The sequence below is a fragment of the Phenylobacterium glaciei genome (genome assembly GCF_016772415.1).
GTDB lineage: Bacteria > Pseudomonadota > Alphaproteobacteria > Caulobacterales > Caulobacteraceae > Phenylobacterium > Phenylobacterium glaciei.
Genome location: NZ_JAGSGD010000001.1, coordinates 1,122,130 through 1,140,263, shown reverse-complemented (window position 1 = coordinate 1,140,263; position 18,134 = coordinate 1,122,130). Strand labels below are relative to the sequence as shown.

Below are 18,134 nucleotides of genomic sequence, written 5' to 3'. Positions count from 1 at the left end.
CCGAGAACCCGCCGGCGCTCCACGCCGGCGGGTTTTTCATGTCAGGCCGCCAGCCAGGCCAGCACCTCGGCCCAGTGTTTATGGGGCAGGAAGTGGCCCGAGCCCGGGAAGGTGCGGACGCTCTGTTCCCGGCCGTTCAGCCAGGCGGTGACGTCGCCGACGCTGGCCATGGGGTCTTCGTCGCCGTGCCACACGGTGATCGGGGCGGTCAGGCGGGTGAGATCGAGGGTGGGGCTGCGGGCCGAGCACTTGATCTCGTCGGCGATGCCCCGGCTGGTGAGCGCCAGCGACTCCGAGATGTAGTCGACGATGAATTCCAGCACGCCAGGGTTGGTGCGCAGATAGGCCGCGTCGCCCGGGGCCGAGGCCGCCGCGCGCACGAACTTCTCCAGCTGCCGGCGGGTGAGCTGCAGCCGCATCACCGCGAAGACCATGTCGGCCAGCCACGCGTTGCGCAGGATGCGGCGGCGGAACAGCACCACGGCGTGGCCCTTGTCGCGCTCGGTCTCCAGGGTCTGGCCGGAGGGCCGGGCCGACGCCAGCAGCACCCGGCTGGCGATGGGGCCCAGCTCGCGGGCCGCCATCAGGGCGAAGGGCGCGCCGGACATGAAGGCCGCCACCTGAACCTGCGCCAGGCCTTGGTCGCGGCAGAGGTCGGCGAAGTCGCGGCCCACCCCCTCATAGCTGAAGTCCGGGCATACGTCGGAGCGGCCCACCCCTGGACGCTCCGGACAGAGCAGGCGTAGGCCGAGGTCGCGGGCCAGTGCGTCGGTGCCGCGGGGCATGACGCTGCAGCCCAGGCCCTGGTGGACCATCAGCACCGCCCGGCCCGCAGGATCGCCGTAGGACCGCCAGGCGAGGCGGCGTCCGTCCGGCAGATGAAGGAGGCGGATCGGCGGCGCGGTCTCCACCGCGCCCCGCTCAGTGGCGGCGATGGGAGGGCCCAGCAGGCCGCGGCCCGAGCTTTCCTGGAACGAGGTGGCCAACGACCCCAGTTGGGTCAGGGTGCGGATCAGTTCGCTCTGCCGCGACAGGCCGACCTTCTCGAATATCCCGCGCAGCTGGTTGCGGACGGTGTTGAAGCTGACGCTGAGCTCAACCGCCGCCTCCTTCAGCGTCAGCCCGTCCTTGAGGCGCGCCGCCAGCCGGGTCTCGGCCGGCGTCAGACCGAAGCTCTCACGCAGATTGGCCCACAGCCGGTCGGTGGCCTCGACGGCCGGAAAGACCACCGCGCAGGCCCCCTCCCCCGTGGTCGCGGCGCCGCCCAGGCCGGCGGCGAGCGCGGGCGGCAGGCCGCTGGCGGGGACCACATAGGCGAAGTGCGGCGCCTCGTCGTCGGCCTGGCTGAACTTGACGATGACCTGCCGGCCCTGCGTGCCGCGCAGGCGGTGGCGGGCCTGGTCCAGGGCCTCGTGGTTGGCGGGATTGAAGAACCGCAAGCCTTGGGCCTCGATGACCCCAAGGCGCTGGTGGAAGACCGCCTCGCCCGCCGCGTTCCAGGCGCTGGCCCCGCCGGCGGCGTTGATCAGCACCACGCCGACCTGCGCGGCCTCGCCCCGGTCGGCGGCGAGTGCAGCCAGCCGCGCGGCGCCCGCAGCCTCGGGCGGCGCATCGCTGGCTTCCACGTCCAGGGCCTGGACGATCTGCTCCCACTTATCGGGCTCAGCGGCGATGGCGTACATCGTCTCGATCACCATCGAGACATTGGCCTTGGCCTTCGGCGTCAGGGTCGGCACGGGCGGGGGTAATCTCGCAGGCTCGGGGGGACCCCTAGCTTACACAACCTCCGCCCTTCACAACCCGTGTTATCTCAGGCGCTGGCCATCTGCTTGCCGGACACGAAGCGCGCCAGGCGACCCGTGATGATTTCCTCGGCCTCGCGGACCATGCGGCTGATCAGCCCCTGGCAGGTGGGGATATCGTGGATCAGGCCCTGGATCTGGCCGGCCGACCAGATTCCGGCGTCGTTGTCGCCCACTTCATAGACGCTCTTGCCGCGGATGCCCGCCACCAGTTCGCGGACGTCCTCGAACTTCGCGCCCTGCTTCTCCAGCGCCACCACCTGCTGGCTGATGGCGTTGCGGGCCACGCGGCTGGTGTTGTGCATGGTGCGGAAGATCAGGTCGGTAGAGCGCTCGTCATTGGCGACGATCTGCTCCTTGATAGCCTGGTGGATGGGGCTTTCCTTGGTGGCCATGAAGCGGGTGCCCATGTTGACGCCCTCGGCGCCCAGGGCCAGAGCCGCCACCAGACCACGGGCGTCGCCGAAGCCGCCCGAGGCGATCATCGGGATCTTGATCTTGTCGGCGGCGGCGGGGATCAGGATCAGGCCGGGGACATCGTCCTCGCCCGGGTGACCAGCGCACTCGAAGCCGTCGATGGAGATGGCGTCCACCCCCATGCGCTCGGCCGACAGGCCATGGCGCACGCTGGTGCACTTATGGACCACGATGATGCCGTGCTTCTTGAACTCGTCGACATGTTCCTGCGGCTTGTTGCCGGCGGTCTCGACGATCTTCACGCCGCTATCGATGATCGCCTGACGATACTCGGCATACGGCGGCGGGTTGATGGCCGGCAGGATGGTCAGGTTGACGCCGAAGGGCTTCTTGGTCAGAGACCGGCAGCGCTCGATCTCCTCGCGCAGGGCGGCCGGCGTGGGCTGGGTCAGGGCGGTGATAAAGCCCAGGCCGCCGGCGTTGGCCACGGCGGCCACCAGCTCGGCGCGGCCGACCCACTGCATGCCGCCCTGGACGATCGGATGTTCAACGCCGACGAGCTCGGTGAAACGGGTCTTCAGGGCCATGACGTCCTCCCAAACGGATGTTTGAGCCGACAGTGAAACCCCCGACGCAGGGTCAAGCAAGCCGCCTATTTCGTCAGCGGTCGGGATAGTCGGCCAGTTCGTCGGCGCGCTCGGTGGTGCGATCAAGGACGCACATGTTGGCGGTCACCCGGGACATCGTGCCCCAGTCGTCGTCTTGGAGGGACACACAATCGGCCTGCTTGAAGGCCAGCCAGGCGCGCTGGGCGGCGCGCAGCTTGTCCTTCTGCTCGCGTGTCAGCTGGGCCATGGCCTTGGCGTAGTTCTTGTTCAGGCGCGCGTCCTGCACTGCGACGGCGTCGCCGATGCACTGGATCTGGCCCATGGTGCTGGCGCCGTCTGGCGAGGCCAGGCAGCGGTCGAGGGCCGAGACGGGCTTGGGCGCCGCCTGCGCGGCCGCCGGCATACCGGACGCGAGCATCGCGGCGATCAGCAGGGCTCTCATTGCAGGCCGCTCCGGCCGATGGCGTAGAAGCGCTCGGCCCGCTGCTTCTTCAGTTCCGGGGCGGTCATCTTGGTGAGGATCGCCAGTTCTTCCTCCACCGCGTCGCCCACCGAGGCGATGGTGGCTTCGGGATCGGAATGGGCGCCGCCGGGGGGCTCGGGGATGATCCGGTCGACGATCTTCATGCCGATCAGGTCCTGGGCGGTGATCTTCAGCGCCTTGGCGGCCTCCTCGGCCGTGCGCGCGCCGCGCCACAGAATGGAGTTGGCGCCCTCAGGCGGGATCACGGTGTAGATCGCATGCTCCAGCATCAGCACGCGGTTGCCGCAGGCCGTGCCGATGGCGCCGCCGGAGCCGCCCTCGCCGGTGATGATGGCCACCATGGGCACCGCCAGCATCAGGGACTTCTCGGCGGCCCGGGCGATGGCCTCGGCCACGCCGCGTTCTTCCGAGCCGACACCCGGATAGGCCGCGGCGGTGTCGACGAAGCTGATCACCGGCAGGTGGAAGCGCTCGGCCATCTCCAGCAGGCGGACGGCCTTGCGGTAGCCCTCAGGCCGGGCATAGCCGAAGTTGTGCTTCACGCGGGTGACGGTGTCGCGGCCCTTCTCGTTGCCCAGCACCACGACGGGCTGACCCCGGAAGCGGCCGAGACCGCCCATGATCGCCTGGTCGTCGGCGAACTTGCGGTCGCCGCGCAGTTCCACGAACTCCTCGATGAGGCCCGCGCAATAGTCGACGAAGTGCGGCCGGTCGGGGTGGCGCGCCACCAGGGTCTTCTGCCAGGCGTCCAGCTTGGAATAGGCTTCGCGCCGCAGGGTCTGGGCGCGGGTCCGCAGGGCCTCGATCTCAGTCTCCATGGCGCCGGACCCGGTGGTCTCCGACAGCTTGGAGAGTTCTTCGATCTTGGCTTCGAGGTCGGCGATGGGACGCTCGAACTCGAGATAGTGCGCGACCATGCGGGGACTCTTCCTTCCGTGGGCGGAAGCGCCGGAAACTAGGCGGGAACCTTCAGCCTAACAAGTGCGGGGCGTCGCGCCAGTTCCTTCGAAAGGCTATTTCAGGGGAACGAAATCGCCCGCCGGGACCTCACCCCGCATGAAATCCATCCTCGCCCTCGCCTTCGCCGCCATGGCCGCCCCCGCCCTCGCCGCGGGTGGGTTCGACGCCACCCCCACCGTCTCGGCCCAGGCGGAGGGCGGATCGGCGGGCGTGATCCATGCGGCCATGGACGTGGCGGCCCCGCCCGCCGTGGTCTGGAAGGTGCTGAGCGACTGCGCGGGCGCCTCGCGCTACATGCCCAAGCTCTTGAGCTGCAAGACCCTGGAGCGCGATCCCGCGGGTAAGTGGGACGTGCGGGAGCACCGCCTTTCTGGCAACGCCTTCAAGCCGGTGATGCGTAACGTCTTCCGCACCACCCTGGAGCCCCCGCGCCGCCTGGCCTTCCACCGCACCGGCGGCGATTGGAAGCGGTCGGACGGCGAATGGCGGCTCTCGCCCATCCCCGGTGGGACCCACGTGACCTATGAGCTGCACGTCGCCATCGACGCGCCGGTCCCCGCCGGCATGGTGCGCGGCGCGGTGGCCAAGGGCATGCCCGCCTCGATGCTGGCCCTACGCAAGGAAGCTCTGACGCAGGCGCACCGCTCGTGACCTTTGAGGACGAGGCCCTGGTCGCCCTGCTCGCGGCGCTCAAGGCGCGCGACTACCGGTTCATCACCCCCACAAACGACACCCACCGCCTGGTGTCGTGGCGGCTGTTCCAGGGCTCGCGCCACACCCTGCGCGACATCTTCGGCTGGAGCCGGCCATTCCGCGACGGTGACGTTGAACCCGAAGTCCTGGCCCTGATGCGGGAGGCCGGGATTCTCGTGCAGCGCGGCCAGCGGCTGTTGTCCGCCCTGCGGGTGGCCAGCGTGGGGGACGACCTGTTCCTGCATTCCGCCTATCCGCCCAAGGCCAAGGACGCGGTGTTCTTCGGCCCCGACAGCTACCGCTTCGCCGACTTCATCCGCGCCGAGCTCGGCCACGCCAACCGGGTGGTGGATATCGGGGCGGGCGCGGGCGTCGGCGGGATCGTGGCGGCGCGGGCGTGTCCGCAGGCCGCCATCGTGCTGGCCGACATCAATCCCCAGGCGCTGCGGCTGGCGCGGATCAATGCCGCCGCCGCCGTGGTCAGCGCCGAGGTGATAGAGAGCGACGGCCTGTCCAAGGTCACCGGCGCCATCGACGTGGCCATCGCCAACCCGCCCTACCTGCTGGGCTCGGGCGGGCGGGCCTATCGCGATGGCGGCGACCTGCTGGGGGCGCGGCTGTCCCTGGACTGGGCCAAGGCGGCCATGGCGCGCCTGCCGGCCGGGGGCCGCCTGCTGCTCTACACCGGCAGCGCCATCGTCGAGGGCCGCGACAGGCTCAAGTCCGAGTTGGAGACCCTGGCCGCAGGCGCCGGCGCCGGACTGCGCTATCGCGAGATCGACCCCGACGTGTTCGGCGGCATGCTGCTGCATCCGGCCTATCGCCGGGCCGACCGCATCGCCGCGGTGGGCGCTGTGCTGGAGACGGCCGGGAACGCTCAAGCAGCTTGAGCGTATTGCCAGGCGGGTTCACTCTGAGGTCGCCCGGTCTCCTTCAAGGTTTTGAGGCTCCGATGAGCGAACTGCAATCACCCGCGCCCGACGGCTTCCTGCCCGGCCTCTCCCCGAAGGGCGGCTGGTTCAGCGATTTCGAATTCCACGAGGGCGGGCTGACGGTCCACAAGACCGGGACCAAGATCCGGCTGGACGGCGCCCTGATCGGCGAATGCCTCAACTGGTTCGGCTATCACTTGATCGTCCGCGCCCGGTCGTGGGCGCTGGCGGCGACGCGGGCGCCCGGGCCCGCCATCTGGTTCACGCCAGACAAGCCCCGTCCCTGGTATCTGATCTGGGCGGCCATGGCCTGGAGCGGCTGCCGCATGGCGCGCTCACCCGAAGCGGCCGACGCCTGCTTCTGTTTCGAGGACGCCACCTGGGGCCTGCGGGCCCTCCCCACCCACGAACGCGCCTTTAACTTCGGCTGCCTGGACGTCTCCAAGAGCCATGTGTCGGCGGTGTTCGAGGAGGTGTTCGGCTATCCCCTGGCCATCGACCCCGAGACCTTCGTCGGCGAGGCCGTGGAGAAGGGCGAACTGAACGGCGTGCACGACGGGCGCATCGTCACCTGTCCGCACCCGCGCCTGCCGGGGAAGACTTATCAGCGGCTGGTGGACACCGCCGTCGGGCCCTTCATCCATGACCTGCGCACCCCCTGCATCGGCGGCAAGCCGGCCGTCGTCTGGATCAAGCGCAAGCCGGCCGACAACCGCTTCTCCATCCACAACCTGGCGGTCACCCGCGCCGACCCCTCCGAGATCTACAGCCCCGAGGAGCTGGAGCTGATCGCGCGGTTCGCCGCGCGGATGGGTCTGGATTGGGGCGGGTTGGACATCCTGCGCGACCAGCCGAGCGGCCGCATCTATATCGTCGACGTCAACAAGACCGACGTCGGACCGGTGATCGCGTTGAGCCTGCGGGACAAGCTTGCCTCCACCGAGGCCCTGGCTAAGGCGCTGATCGCGTTGCTGAAAGGCGACACCCAAACGGCCTGAGCGTAATCGAACAATGTTCGTGCAACCGGGGCCGGGACTCCACGTTTGGTATCCGGAGGGTCGAAAGACCCCGCTGTTCACGAGACCGCCGGGACGGGAGCGGTCCGTCGTTAGTTCCAGGAGAACGCACACCATGAAGACGCTCAAGACCGCCTTGGTGGCGACGGCGATGCTGGCCATGGCCGCCCCCGCCTTCGCTCAATATCAACCCACCCAGCAGTACCAGCGCGACATGCGCAACTACCAGCAGGACCAGGCCGACTATCAGGTCACGCGGGCCGAGTACGACCGTGCGCGCGCCGAGTACGACGCCAAGCGCGACCGCTACGAACGCGACCGCGCCCGCTATGACGCCCGCTACGGCTACGGCGCCTATGCCCGCAGCTACGGCGCGGCCCCGACCTGGGATTCGGAGCGCTACGACGCCAATGGCTATGGCCGGGACACCTCCTATTCCGGCTCGTCCTACGCCGATCCCTGCCGCTCCGCCTCGACCAACAACAGTCAGGTGGCCGGCGGTCTGATCGGCGCCCTGGCCGGCGCCGCCATCGGCTCCAACGTCGCCGCCCGCAATGCGCGGACCGAGGGCGCGGTGCTGGGCGCGGTGGTCGGCGGTTTCGCCGGCTCGCAGATCGGCAAGCAGTCGGCCAAGGCCAAGTGCGACCAGGCCGGCTACTACTACAACTATGCTGAGACCATGCCCTACCGCGAGAGCCGTTATGACCGTGGCCAGCGCACCGGCCAGTACGACTACGCCTACTACAACCGCAGCCGCTGCCGCCTGGCCACCGCGCCGGTGGACAACTATGGCGACGATGTTCGCTACGTCCGCGTCTGTCCCGACAGCCGGGGCCGCTATCGGATCACCGGCTAAACCAGCCTGATCTAAAGCCCTGAGGGAAGCCGTCCGCCAACGCGGGCGGCTTTTCTCGTTCAGGCCTAACTCTTGCGCGACAGCGGATGCTTGGTGGCCACCACCTGGGCCAGGCGGTCGCCGGCCACGTGGGTGTAGATCTGGGTGGTGGCGATGTCGGCGTGTCCCAGAAGTTTCTGAACGACCCGCAGGTCGGCCCCGCCCTCCAGCAGGTGGGTGGCGAAGGCGTGACGCAGGACGTGGGGGCTGACCCGGGCCGGGTCGATCCCGGCGTCGGCGGCAGCCTCGTCCAGCAGCTGGGCGAAGCGGCGGGGCGTCATGCGGCCGGCCTTGCCGCGCGAGGGGAACAGCCAGGGATTGGCCAGGTCGCCTTTGGGCAGGAAGGTCTTGCGGACCTCAAGATAGGCCTTCACCGCCTTGCGGGCGGCGTCGTTCAAGGGCGCGAGGCGATCCTTGCCCCCCTTGCCGGTGACCATCAGATAGGCGGGGTCGCGGGCCAGGGCCGCCAGCGGCAGGGCGGTGAGTTCGGAGATCCGCAGGCCCGAGGCGTAGATCAGCTCCACCACGCAGCCGATCCGCAAGCCTTGCGCGCCATCCTTGGCCGAGGCGGCGGCGATGATACGGTCCACCTCGTCACGGCTCAGCACCTTGGGCAGGGGTCGCCCGCGCTTGGGGGCGTCCACGCGGCGGGAGGGATCGTCGGTTCGCCAGCCCTCCCCCAGGACGAAGCGATAGAACTGGCGGACAGCCGCGCGGCGTCGTGAGGCCGTCGCCGGCGACAGGCCCCGCGCGCCGAGCGCCGCGAAATAGGCTTCGATGTCCTCGGGGGAAGCGTCCCCCAGGTCGCGGCCACGACCGGCCAGGAAACCCGAGGCGTCGGTGAGGTCCTTGCCATAGGCGGTGATGGTGTTCTTCGCCGCCGCCCGCTCGACGGCCATCATCTCCAGGAAGGCCTCGGCCCAGCCGGACGAGGCGCTCATCGGACCGCCAGCAGGCCTTCGAGGGCGAAGGCGCGCGCGTCCGCCTCCAGGCCGGCGGCCTTTAAGGCGCGGATGATGCGCGCGCGGTCGCCGGCGGCGGGGCCCACGACGCCCGCGTCGGCGGAGATCCACAGGGCCAGCAGTGCGGTCTCGCCCTGGAGCTTCTCGGCCCCGGCGATGTCGAGGGCGAAGGCGCGGGCGGCGGGCGCCTTGGCCTCTCCGGCCGTGAAGCCCGCGAACTGCCCCCGGGCCTGGACGCTCATCGGCGCGCCGAGGGCGGCCAGGATGATGGCCGCCTGCTGGGCGCGCGCCCAGGTCTTGGGATCAGCGGTGGCGCCGCGCTCGATCAGGCGGTCCAGGGTCTGGGGATCGGCCTTGCCTGCCGCCGCCGCCAGCAGGGCGTCCAGCAGGGCCAGGTCGGTGATCGTGGCGCCGGGGATGGCGTCGGAGATCAGGCCGGCGCGCATCGTCTGGGCCGTCTTGAGGTCACCCGCGGCCAGCGCGGCCATGGCGGCCTTCACCGGACCGGGGCCGCCCTCGATGGTCCATGTGGCTTCGACGGCGGGACTGGCGGCCAGGGCCGCGGCGACAGCAGGGGCCGCCGGACCTGTGGTCGGCAGGCCGAGGTCGCGGGTCAGGGCATAGTCGAGGCCGCTCCGCAGGGACGGCGCGCCGGGATCGCCGGCCCCGGCCAGCTTGGCGCCCATCAGCCGGCCATAGACGGCGTCGCGGGCCTGGCTCTGGGCCAGGTCGAAGGTAAGCTGGGCGGCGCCCGCATTCCCGGCCTTGAGCTGGCAATAGGCCCGCAGGCGCAGCCAATAGACCGCCTCGCGGCCCGCCACGAGCCGATCGGAGATGGCGCAGGCGCCCTCAGCGTCCCCCGAAAGCAGGGCTGCCTCCGCCCCGGCCTGGGCCAGGACCGGGTCCTGCTCAAGCCCCGTGGTGCGCGACAGGATGACGGCGGCGTCCTTGACCCCGCCCTGGGCGATCAGGGCGCTGATCCGGGCGCCGGCCACGCCCGCGTCCCGGCCGGCGTCCTCCGGACCCGAGCCGCCGGTGGCCAGGATGCGCCGCGCCAGGGCCTGAGCGGCCGGCGACAAGGGCTTGGCGGCCAGCAGCGGCAGCACGGTACGGGCCGTCTGACCCGAGGCGCCGCGCCATAGATCGGTGGTGACGCCGGTGTCGCGGGCTCCAGTGGAGAACAAGTCGGGGGCCGCCAGAGGCGCGACCTGAACGTCCTGCGCCATGGCAGGCGCCGAGACGGCAAGGGCGGTCAGGGCCGCCAGAAAAATGCTTCGACCAGTCATGGCCTCATCCTAACGCACAGCGCGGGCATTGGCGCGCGGGCTCGCCCTGATGTAGACCTTCGCCGTTCATGGACCGTTACACACCGCTACGCGCCCGCACCATCACCCTCGTCGGCCTGATGGGGGTCGGCAAATCCAGCGTGGGCCGCCGTCTGGCCAACGCTCTGGAACTGCCGTTCCGTGACGCCGATTCCGAGGTGGAGGCCGCCGCCGGCCGCTCCATCCCCGACATCTTCGCCGACCTGGGAGAGCCCGCCTTCCGCGAGGGCGAGCGCCGGGTGATCGCCCGCCTGCTGGACGAGCCGCCCCACGTGCTGGCCACCGGCGGCGGCGCCTTCATGAACGATGAGACCCGCGCCCTGATCAAGGCGCGCTCACTCTCGGTCTGGCTGAAGGCCGACCTCGACGTCCTGGCCCGCCGGGTGTCGCGCAAGGACAACCGGCCCCTGATCGCCGGCCGCGATCCGATCGACGTCCTGCGGGAGCAGGCCGCCCAGCGCTACCCGATCTACGAGCTTGCCGACGTCATGGTGGAGACCGGCGACGCCGCCCACCACGTCACCGTCGACCAGGTGATCCAGGCCCTTTCGGCCCACATCGCCAAGACCGGGGAATCCCAGTGAGCCCGCGCATCGTCGCCGTCGGCCTGGGGGACCGCTCCTACGAAGTGGTGATAGGGCGCGGCCTGCTGGACGAGGCCGGCGCGCGGATCGCGCCCTTCCTGAAGAACCGGCGCGTCGCCGTCGTCAGCGACGAGACCGTCTGGGCCCTGCACGGCGCCCGGCTGACAGCGTCCCTGGAGGCCGCCGGCATAGCCTGCCCGGCCATCGTGGTGCCGCCCGGAGAACAGACCAAGAGCTTCGAGGGCCTGGCCGATCTCTCCGACCGGCTGCTGGCCCTGGAACTGGATCGCGGCGACCTGATCGTGGCTTTCGGCGGCGGCGTGGTGGGCGACCTCGCGGGGTTTGCAGCCGCCATCTACAAGCGCGGCATCGACTTCGTGCAGATCCCCACCACCCTGCTGGCCCAGGTCGATAGCTCGGTGGGCGGCAAGACCGCCATCGACACCCCGCGCGGCAAGAACCTGGTGGGCGCCTTCCACCAGCCGCGTCTGGTGCTGGCTGATCTGGACGTTCTCTCAACCCTCACCGACCGCGACATGCGCGCGGGCTATGCCGAGGTGATCAAGTACGGCCTGCTGGGCGACTTTTCCTTCTTCGAATGGCTGGAGGCCAACGCGGCGAGCGTGTTGGCCCGCGAACCGCAGGCCCTTTCCCACGCCGTCGCGCGTTCCGTGGAGATGAAGTCGCAGATCGTCATCGAGGACGAGAAGGAGGCGGGCCGCCGCGCCCTGCTCAATCTCGGCCACACCTTCGGCCACGCCCTGGAGGCCGAGACCGGCTATGGCGATGCCCTGCTGCACGGCGAGGCCGTGGCCGCCGGCTCGGCCATCGCCTTCCGTTTCTCCGCCGCCCAAGGCCTGTGCTCGGCCCAGGACGCGGTCCGCGCCGAGGCCGCCATCGCCGCCGCCGGCCTGCCCACCCGCATGGACGCCGTGGCGTCGACCGCCTTCAGCGCGCAGGCCCTGGTCCGCCACATGGGGCAGGACAAGAAGGCGCAGGGCGGCAAGCTGACCTTCATCCTTGCGCGCGCGCTGGGCGACGCCTTCGTGGCCAAGGACGTGAGCGCCCAGGCCGTCCATGATTTCCTCGTCTCCGAAGGAGCCAAGCCGTGAGCGTCATCGCGATCCTCGCGGGTCTCGCCCCCATCCTGATCGCTCTGTTGAGTCTGTCGGGCCTGATCTCGGCGGCGGAGACCTCGATGACGGCGGCCAGCCGCGGCCGGATGCACCAGCTGGAGCGTGAAGGCGATCGCGCCGCTCGCCGCATCAATCTGATGATGGCCGATCAGGAGAAGATGATCGGCGCCATCCTGCTCTCTAACAATGTCATCAATATCGGCGCCTCGGCGCTGACGACGCTCGCGCTCTCGACGGCCTTCCCGGGGCCCTTGGGGGCCCTGATCGCCACCGGCATCATGACGGTGCTGATCGTGATCTTCAGCGAGATCCTGCCCAAGTCCATCGCCATCGCCCGCGCCGACGATGTCGCCCGGACGCTGTCGATTCCCACCTTTTGGGTGGTGCGCATCTTCGGGCCCCTGGCCAACGGCGCCCAGTGGGTGGTGCGCCAGACCCTGCGGCCGTTCGGCGTCAATCTGTCCATGGAGACCGACGTCCTGGCGGCCCACGAGGAAATCCGTGGCGCGGTGGAGTACCACCACTCCGAAGGCCTGGTGGAGGAGCGCGACCGGCGCATGCTGGGCGGGGTGCTCGACCTCTCCGACATGGATGTCAGCGAGGTGATGGTCCACCGCATGTCGATCTCGATGATCGACGCCGACCTGGGGCCGGCCGAGGTGGTCACCGCCATGCTGGCCAGCGCCCATACCCGTGTGCCGCTCTACCGCGGCGACGCCGAGAACATCGTCGGCGTGCTGCATGCCAAGGACCTGCTGCAGGCCATCGCCGACTCCGGCGGCAAGATGGACAAGCTGGCCATCGACGACATCCTGCGCGAGCCCTGGTTCATCCCGGAGACCACCAACCTCAAGGACCAGCTCAACGCCTTCCTGAAGCGCCAGAGCCACTTCGCCTTGGTGGTGGACGAATATGGCGCGTTGCAAGGCCTGGTGACCCTTGAGGATATCCTGGAAGAGATCGTCGGCGAGATCGACGACGAGCACGACAGCGCCATCCAGGGCGTGCGCCGCCAGCCCGACGGCTCGGTGGTGGTGGACGGCTCGGTGACCATTCGCGACCTGAACCGCGCCATGGACTGGGACCTGCCCGATGACGACGCCGTCACCGTGGCCGGACTGGTGATCCATGAGGCCCAGACCATCCCCAAGATCGGCCAGACCTTCATCTTCCACCGCCACCGGTTCCAGGTGGTCAAACGGGTCCGCAACCAGATCACCACCCTGCGGGTCTCCGCGCCCCTCGACGCCCACGCGCTGACGTCGGAGTCATAAGTCAACATTGGAACCATCTGACCCGACAGTTGTTTTGGGGAATCGCGGTTTCGAGGGGTTGGGCGAAGCATGATCGGCATAGGCGCGGTGGTTCGCGTGCGACTTGGCTATAGTCAGCAGAGTCCGCGGTGGCCTATGGATAGGGCCATGATCCTGATGGAGCCTTGGCAATGAGCGCCCCCGATCTCGCCGGCCTGCGCGTCCTCGTTGTCGAAGACGAGATGATGGTCTCGATGCTGATCGAGGACATGCTCACCGACCTCGGCTGCATCGTCGTCGGACCGGCCGCCCGGCTGGACGAGGCCATTACGCTCACCGAAAGCGAACAGATCGATTGCGCGGTGCTGGACGTGAACCTCGGCGGCCAGCCGATCTTCCCGCTCGCCGACATCCTGCGGGCCAAGGGCGCCCCCTTCGCCTTCGCCACCGGCTATGGCGACGCGGGTCTTCGCGACGTCGACAAGGGGTCACTGGTTCTGCAGAAGCCGTTCCGCGAGAGCGACCTCGCCCGCATCCTGGGCGAATTGCGCGCCAAGGTCGGCTGACGCCATGGCGCGCTGGGCCGGCATCTTCCTCGCCATCATGGTGGCCGCGGCGATCGCGGGCTTCCTGATCGACGCCATCCGCGTGATCGCCAGCATCCTATTCCTGGGCTGCGCCGCGGCCCTGGCGGTCACCTACCTGAATCGGGCGAAATAGCACCGCCCGCCCTTCAGGGAGAAGGTGGCCCTGCGGAGCAGGGTCGGATGAGGGGTCGAAAGCCCCAAACAGCAAAACTCACCACGTCATCCCGGCCGCAGTGAAGCGGAGAGCCGGGACCCAGGGGCGGAGCGTTCGGCCCCGGGGTCCCGGATCGGCCTAGCGGCCGTCCGGGATGACGGGAGTTGTCACTCTTAGAGGTCAGCGTGCCCCCTCCTCCGACCAGTCTCCGACCGGCCACATTCTCTCCGCAGGGGAGCAGGAAGCTTAGATTAGAGCCCCTTGGCCATCAGGCCTTCCAGCACCTTGTCCGGGGTCATCGGGAAGTCGCGCAGACGCACCCCGCAGGCGTTGTAGATGGCGTTGGCCACCGCCGCGCCCGCCCCACAGATGCCGAGCTCGCCCACGCCCTTGATCCCCATCGGATTGGCCTTGTCGTCGGCCTCGTCGAGGAAGATGGCGTCCAGGTCGACGATGTCGGCGTGGGTCGGCACCAAGTAGCCGGCCATGTCCTGGTTGATGAAGGAGCCGTAGCGGTTGTCGACGACGTTGCCCTCGGTCAGCGCCGTGCCGACGCCCCAGATCATCCCGCCCGTCACCTGGCTCTTGGCGGTCTTGGCGTTGAGGATGCGGCCGGCGGCGAACACCCCGAACATCTTGCGCATCCGCACCTCGCCGGTGACCGTGTCCACACCGACCTCGGCGAAGTGGCCGCCATAGGTGTGCTGGGAATAGTCGCGGGCGTCGGCGGCGGGGCTGATGGAGCCCTCCACATAGACGCCCTCGGGGGCGGCGCGGCTGACCAGGGTCGCCAGGCTTTCCGAGCGGTTCTCGATGGCGATATTGCCGTTGCCGAAGGTGACGTAGGTGGGGTCACCGCCGTAGAGCGGCGAGTTGGGATCGCCGATGGCCAACTCGGCCAGGGCCTTGCGCAGGTTCATATTGGCCTCGAAGGCCGCCGAACCGGCCGTGGCCGCCCCGAACTGGCCGCCGGAGCCGGGAGCTGGCGGGAATTCGGAGTCGCCCAGCTCGATCTTCACCTGCTCCATGGTCACGCCCATGGTCTCGGCGGTGATCTGGGCCAGGATGGTGTAGGTGCCGGTGCCGATATCGGTCATGCCCTGGCGCAGGGTGACGATCCCGGTTCCGTCAATACGCACGCCCGCCTTGGCCGGTAGCAGGAAGTTGCCGCGGATGGCGGCCGCCATGCCCATGCCCACCAGCCAGCGGCCGTCGCGGACCTGGCCCGGCTTGGGATTGCGGCGGTTCCAACCGAAGCGCTGGGCGCCGGTGTTCAGGCACTCGGTCAGCTGGCGGATGGAGAACGGCTTGCCGGTCTCCGGATCCACGTCGGGCTCGTTGCGAAGGCGCAGCTCGATGGGATCGATCCCCAGCTTCTCGGCCAGTTCGTCCATGGCGCATTCCAGGCTGAGCATGCCCGAGGCCTCGCCCGGCGCCCGCATGGGGCCGGCGTGGGGAATGTCCATCTTCACCAGCCGGTGGCCGGTGAGGCGGTTGGGGGCGGCGTAGAGGTTGCGGGAGAAGTTGGCCGCGTGCTCCACGAAGGGCGCGGACCGCGCGCAATGGGTGATGGCTTCGACGGCGAAGGCGTTCAGGCGTCCGTCGGGCTCGGCCCCCAGCCGCACGCGCATGCTGACCGCGGGCCGGTGGATGGTGGCCTGGAACATCTGCTGTCGGGTGTAGGCGACCTTCACCGGCTGACCCAGCGCCTGGGCGCCGAGCGCCGCCAGCACCAGGTCGTCATAGGCCTGGCCCTTGCCGCCGAAACCACCGCCGATATAGCGAGTCAGCAGGTGAACCTTGTCCGAGGGGATGGCGAGCGTCTCGGCCAGGGAATGCTGGCCGCCCTTCACCATCTGGATCGAGGTGTGGACGGTGACCTTGTCGCCGTCCCACCAGGCGGTGGTGGCGCAGGGCTCCATCTGCACGTGGTTCTGAAGCGGGCTGAAATAGGTCTCGTCGACCTGCACGGGAGCCTTGGCATAGGCGCCGTCGAAGTCGCCGATGCGGACGTCTTCCTCGCCGTGCGGCATCTCGGCCTGATCGAGGCTGGCGCGGAAGTCGAGGACGGCGGGCTCAGCGGCGTAGGTAACCGCGATCAGATTGGCGGCTTCGCGCGCGGTCTCCCAGGTGTCGGCGGCGACAAAGGCCACCGGCTGGCCGAAGAACTCGATGCGGTCGGAGGCGAGCGCCGGGTTGGAGGGCCGCTGGCTGCGCGGATTGATCCGCTCACCGCGACGGGCCTGGGCCGGCACATTGAGGTGGGTCCAGACCAGCTTCACGCCGGGGACCGCCTCGGCGGCGCTGATGTCGATGGCGGTGATGCGGCCCTTGGCGATGGTGGCGGCCAGCAGGTAGCCATAGGCCGGCGCCGAGGGCGGCTCGACCTCATAGGCATAGGCCGCCGTACCGGTGACCTTCAGCTTGCCTTCGTAGCGGTCGACGCCCTTGCCGATGATGCCGCTGCGGTTTTCCGTGACGGGGTTCGGGGCCGCCCAATCCTTGACCGAGCTCATGCGCCTCTCCCTTCGCTGGCCTGCCCCAGGGCGTCCGCGGTCATGCGGGCCACCAGGGCGATCTTGAAGCCGTTCCTGCCGTTGTCCTGTGCGCCCGCCAGTTCGGCGTGGGCGGCCTCGACCGCGCTTGCGCCAGACTTCAGAGCAGCCTCCGTCTTCTCCGCGCGCCAGGGCTTGTGGGCCACGGCGCCGAAGGCGACCTGGGTCCCCACCACCGCGACGCTGGCCAGGCCGCCGGCATAGGAGGCCCGGTCGCGGGCCTTGCGATAGACCTGACCGCCGGCCGGGGCCGGGGGCAGGACGACGGCGGTGATCAGCTCACCGGCCGCCAGGTTGGTCTCCAGGTGCGGGGTGTCGCCCGGCAGGCGGTGCAGGTCGGCGACGGCCAGGATGCGCGCGGCGCCGTCGGCCGTCATCGTCTCAAGCTGGGCCCCGAGCGCGGTGAGCGCCACGGCCATGTCGGAGGGGTGGGTGGCGATGCAGGCGTCGCTGGCGCCGAAGATGGCGCTGTTGCGGTTCAGGCCGTCGATGGCGCTGCAGCCCGAGCCGGGGTGGCGTTTGTTGCAGGGCTTGGAGGGGTCATAGAAATAGGCGCAGCGGGTCCGTTGCAGCAGGTTGCCGCCGGTGGTGGCCTTGTTGCGCAGCTGACCCGAGCCGCCCGAGACGATGGCCTGGGTCAGGACCGAATAGCGCGAGCGCACGCGGGCGTCGGCGGCCAGGTGGCTGTTGGTCACCATCGATCCGATGCGCAGGCCGCCCTCGGCGGTGTCCTCGATGCCGGCCAGCGGCAGCCGGTTGACGTCCACCAAGTGGGTCGGCTGCTCGATGTCGAGCTTCATCAGGTCCAGCAGGTTGGTGCCGCCGGCCAGGAACTTGGCGCCCGGGGTGGCGGCCACTGCCTTCACGGCGGCGGCGACATCGGCGGGACGTTCGTAGGTGAAGGGCCTCATGCCACGTCTCCCGCCACGTCGCGGATCGCCGCGATGATCTGGGGATAGGCCGAGCAGCGGCAGATGTTCCCGCTCATCCGCTCGCGAATCTCAGCGTCGGTGAGCGCGATGGCGCCGGTCAGGTCCTCGCTGGCCTGGCTAGGCCAGTTCTGCGCGGCTTCCTTCAGCATGCCGACGGCCGAGCAGATCTGGCCGGGCGTGCAGTAGCCGCACTGGAACGCGTCCTGCGTCAGGAAGGCCTGCTGCATCGGGTGCAGGTTCTCCTCGCCGCCGATGCCCTCGATGGTGGTGACCTCGTCGCCGTCGTGCATGACGGCCAGGCTGAGGCACGAATTGATGCGGACCCCGTTCACCAGGACGGTGCAGGCGCCGCACTGTCCGTGGTCGCAGCCCTTCTTGGAGCCCTTGAGGTTCAAATGCTCACGCAGGGCGTCGAGCAGACTGGTGCGGGTGTCGAGGTCAAGCGTGCTGGCTTGCCCATTTACGGTGATGGTCGTCTTCAAGCACGCCTCCCCAGCGCGGGGCCGCCTTGTGCAGCGGCGCCTATTCGAAAGTCAGATTAGTCCTCGCCGGGGGCGAGGGCTTTCACCGAAAGCGCATGCAGGGGACCTGCCAGCTCCTCGGCCAATGTCCGGTAGACCATCCGCTGCCGCGCCACCTTTGGGGCGCCCTCGAAGGCCTGGGCTTGAATAACTACATTAAAATGGCTCTCACCGGAGGCGCTGGCGCCCGCATGTCCCGCGTGACGGGCGGAATCATCTTCGATTTCCAGGCGGGTGGGCGAGAACGCTTCGGTGAGCTTGTTTTGGATGGCCTCAAATATGGCGCCCATTTGGATAATCTTCAATTCTTGAAAGGGT

General features: G+C 69.3%; 19 protein-coding genes. 9 read left to right on the top strand and 10 right to left on the bottom strand.

The genetic code is table 11. The features are described from left to right. Positions 1–41: 41 nt before the first annotated feature. From JKL49_RS05490 to JKL49_RS05475, 4 genes are all read right to left on the bottom strand, one after another. On the bottom strand, positions 42–1,736 hold the full coding sequence (locus JKL49_RS05490) for a bifunctional helix-turn-helix transcriptional regulator/alpha/beta hydrolase (protein ID WP_215338818.1): 1,695 nt from the start codon (positions 1,734–1,736) through the stop codon (positions 42–44). A 74-nt stretch (positions 1,737–1,810) separates the two neighbouring features. Next, on the bottom strand, positions 1,811–2,839 hold the full coding sequence (locus JKL49_RS05485) for an NAD(P)H-dependent flavin oxidoreductase (protein ID WP_283816663.1): 1,029 nt from the start codon (positions 2,837–2,839) through the stop codon (positions 1,811–1,813). Between the two features lie 40 nt (positions 2,840–2,879). After that, complete coding sequence (locus tag JKL49_RS05480; RefSeq protein WP_215338816.1) at positions 2,880–3,269, bottom strand: lysozyme inhibitor LprI family protein; 390 nt, start codon at positions 3,267–3,269, stop codon at positions 2,880–2,882. Continuing rightward, positions 3,266–4,228: an acetyl-CoA carboxylase carboxyltransferase subunit alpha gene (locus JKL49_RS05475; protein WP_215338814.1), complete on the bottom strand. Its 963-nt coding sequence runs from the start codon at positions 4,226–4,228 to the stop codon at positions 3,266–3,268. Before JKL49_RS05475 ends, JKL49_RS05480 begins: the two co-directional genes overlap by 4 nt. Before the next feature lie 139 nt (positions 4,229–4,367). Here JKL49_RS05475 and JKL49_RS05470 point away from each other — a divergent pair, with 139 nt between their 5' ends. The 4 genes from JKL49_RS05470 to JKL49_RS05455 all read left to right on the top strand — a co-directional run bounded on the left by JKL49_RS05470 (position 4,368) and on the right by JKL49_RS05455 (position 7,768). Then, positions 4,368–4,922 carry an SRPBCC family protein gene (locus tag JKL49_RS05470; protein ID WP_215338812.1) on the top strand — a complete coding sequence of 185 codons (555 nt, stop codon included), beginning with the start codon at positions 4,368–4,370 and terminating at the stop codon, positions 4,920–4,922. Beyond that, positions 4,919–5,854, top strand: a complete 936-nt coding sequence (locus JKL49_RS05465) for a methyltransferase (protein WP_215338810.1) — start codon at positions 4,919–4,921, stop codon at positions 5,852–5,854. The genes JKL49_RS05470 and JKL49_RS05465 overlap by 4 nt, the downstream gene beginning before the upstream one ends. Before the next feature lie 62 nt (positions 5,855–5,916). Next, a complete protein-coding gene (locus JKL49_RS05460) occupies positions 5,917–6,894 on the top strand; it encodes an ATP-grasp domain-containing protein (RefSeq protein ID WP_249778031.1) in 978 nt (325 codons plus the stop codon). 133 nt (positions 6,895–7,027) lie between these two features. Then, positions 7,028–7,768, top strand: coding sequence for a glycine zipper 2TM domain-containing protein (locus tag JKL49_RS05455; protein WP_215338802.1), 741 nt, complete (start codon positions 7,028–7,030; stop codon positions 7,766–7,768). Positions 7,769–7,833: 65 nt separating this feature from the next. On the opposite strand, the gene JKL49_RS05450 is transcribed toward JKL49_RS05455, so the two are convergent. Both JKL49_RS05450 and JKL49_RS05445 read right to left on the bottom strand, forming a co-directional pair. Further along, positions 7,834–8,748, bottom strand: a complete 915-nt coding sequence (locus tag JKL49_RS05450; protein WP_215338800.1) for a site-specific tyrosine recombinase XerD — start codon at positions 8,746–8,748, stop codon at positions 7,834–7,836. Beyond that, positions 8,745–10,055, bottom strand: coding sequence for a hypothetical protein (locus tag JKL49_RS05445; RefSeq protein WP_215906451.1), 1,311 nt, complete (start codon positions 10,053–10,055; stop codon positions 8,745–8,747). Before JKL49_RS05445 ends, JKL49_RS05450 begins: the two co-directional genes overlap by 4 nt. Positions 10,056–10,123: 68 nt before the next feature. Here JKL49_RS05445 and JKL49_RS05440 point away from each other — a divergent pair, with 68 nt between their 5' ends. The 5 genes from JKL49_RS05440 to JKL49_RS05420 all read left to right on the top strand — a co-directional run bounded on the left by JKL49_RS05440 (position 10,124) and on the right by JKL49_RS05420 (position 13,787). Next, the gene (locus JKL49_RS05440; protein WP_215338798.1) at positions 10,124–10,678 is read left to right on the top strand and encodes a shikimate kinase; all 555 of its coding nucleotides are present in this window, start codon (positions 10,124–10,126) and stop codon (positions 10,676–10,678) included. Further along, on the top strand, positions 10,675–11,790 hold the full coding sequence (gene aroB, locus JKL49_RS05435) for a 3-dehydroquinate synthase (protein ID WP_215338796.1): 1,116 nt from the start codon (positions 10,675–10,677) through the stop codon (positions 11,788–11,790). Before JKL49_RS05440 ends, aroB begins: the two co-directional genes overlap by 4 nt. Next, entirely contained in the window at positions 11,787–13,088 is a 1,302-nt protein-coding gene (locus JKL49_RS05430; protein WP_347340356.1) for an HlyC/CorC family transporter, read from the top strand. Before aroB ends, JKL49_RS05430 begins: the two co-directional genes overlap by 4 nt. A 170-nt stretch (positions 13,089–13,258) precedes the next feature. Continuing rightward, positions 13,259–13,633: a response regulator gene (locus JKL49_RS05425; RefSeq protein ID WP_215338795.1), complete on the top strand. Its 375-nt coding sequence runs from the start codon at positions 13,259–13,261 to the stop codon at positions 13,631–13,633. 4 nt (positions 13,634–13,637) lie between these two features. Next, positions 13,638–13,787, top strand: coding sequence for a hypothetical protein (locus JKL49_RS05420; protein WP_215338793.1), 150 nt, complete (start codon positions 13,638–13,640; stop codon positions 13,785–13,787). A 272-nt stretch (positions 13,788–14,059) separates the two neighbouring features. On the opposite strand, the gene JKL49_RS05415 is transcribed toward JKL49_RS05420, so the two are convergent. From JKL49_RS05415 to JKL49_RS05400, 4 genes are read right to left on the bottom strand one after another with little or no spacing between them, the layout of a single operon-like run. Further along, complete coding sequence (locus JKL49_RS05415; RefSeq protein WP_215338791.1) at positions 14,060–16,324, bottom strand: xanthine dehydrogenase family protein molybdopterin-binding subunit; 2,265 nt, start codon at positions 16,322–16,324, stop codon at positions 14,060–14,062. After that, positions 16,321–17,274, bottom strand: coding sequence for an FAD binding domain-containing protein (locus JKL49_RS05410; protein WP_215338789.1), 954 nt, complete (start codon positions 17,272–17,274; stop codon positions 16,321–16,323). Before JKL49_RS05410 ends, JKL49_RS05415 begins: the two co-directional genes overlap by 4 nt. Then, positions 17,271–17,777 carry a 2Fe-2S iron-sulfur cluster-binding protein gene (locus JKL49_RS05405; RefSeq protein WP_215338787.1) on the bottom strand — a complete coding sequence of 169 codons (507 nt, stop codon included), beginning with the start codon at positions 17,775–17,777 and terminating at the stop codon, positions 17,271–17,273. Before JKL49_RS05405 ends, JKL49_RS05410 begins: the two co-directional genes overlap by 4 nt. Positions 17,778–17,833: 56 nt before the next feature. Beyond that, the gene (locus tag JKL49_RS05400) at positions 17,834–18,106 is read right to left on the bottom strand and encodes a BolA family protein (protein WP_215338785.1); all 273 of its coding nucleotides are present in this window, start codon (positions 18,104–18,106) and stop codon (positions 17,834–17,836) included. Between the last annotated feature and the right edge of the window lie 28 nt (positions 18,107–18,134).

Excerpts from the sequence above, each read along its gene's own strand:
- JKL49_RS05475 (WP_215338814.1), bottom strand. The coding sequence starts at position 4,228 with ATGGTCGCGCACTATCTCGAGTTCGAGCGTCCCATCGCCGACCTCGAA.
- JKL49_RS05440 (WP_215338798.1), top strand. The coding sequence starts at position 10,124 with ATGGACCGTTACACACCGCTACGCGCCCGCACCATCACCCTCGTCGGC.
- JKL49_RS05420 (WP_215338793.1), top strand. The coding sequence starts at position 13,638 with ATGGCGCGCTGGGCCGGCATCTTCCTCGCCATCATGGTGGCCGCGGCG.
- JKL49_RS05445 (WP_215906451.1), bottom strand. The coding sequence starts at position 10,055 with ATGACTGGTCGAAGCATTTTTCTGGCGGCCCTGACCGCCCTTGCCGTC.
- JKL49_RS05410 (WP_215338789.1), bottom strand. The coding sequence starts at position 17,274 with ATGAGGCCCTTCACCTACGAACGTCCCGCCGATGTCGCCGCCGCCGTG.
- JKL49_RS05460 (WP_249778031.1), top strand. The coding sequence starts at position 5,917 with ATGAGCGAACTGCAATCACCCGCGCCCGACGGCTTCCTGCCCGGCCTC.
- JKL49_RS05415 (WP_215338791.1), bottom strand. The coding sequence starts at position 16,324 with ATGAGCTCGGTCAAGGATTGGGCGGCCCCGAACCCCGTCACGGAAAAC.
- JKL49_RS05425 (WP_215338795.1), top strand. The coding sequence starts at position 13,259 with ATGAGCGCCCCCGATCTCGCCGGCCTGCGCGTCCTCGTTGTCGAAGAC.
- JKL49_RS05470 (WP_215338812.1), top strand. The coding sequence starts at position 4,368 with ATGAAATCCATCCTCGCCCTCGCCTTCGCCGCCATGGCCGCCCCCGCC.
- JKL49_RS05455 (WP_215338802.1), top strand. The coding sequence starts at position 7,028 with ATGAAGACGCTCAAGACCGCCTTGGTGGCGACGGCGATGCTGGCCATG.
- JKL49_RS05400 (WP_215338785.1), bottom strand. The coding sequence starts at position 18,106 with ATGGGCGCCATATTTGAGGCCATCCAAAACAAGCTCACCGAAGCGTTC.
- JKL49_RS05450 (WP_215338800.1), bottom strand. The coding sequence starts at position 8,748 with ATGAGCGCCTCGTCCGGCTGGGCCGAGGCCTTCCTGGAGATGATGGCC.
- JKL49_RS05480 (WP_215338816.1), bottom strand. The coding sequence starts at position 3,269 with ATGAGAGCCCTGCTGATCGCCGCGATGCTCGCGTCCGGTATGCCGGCG.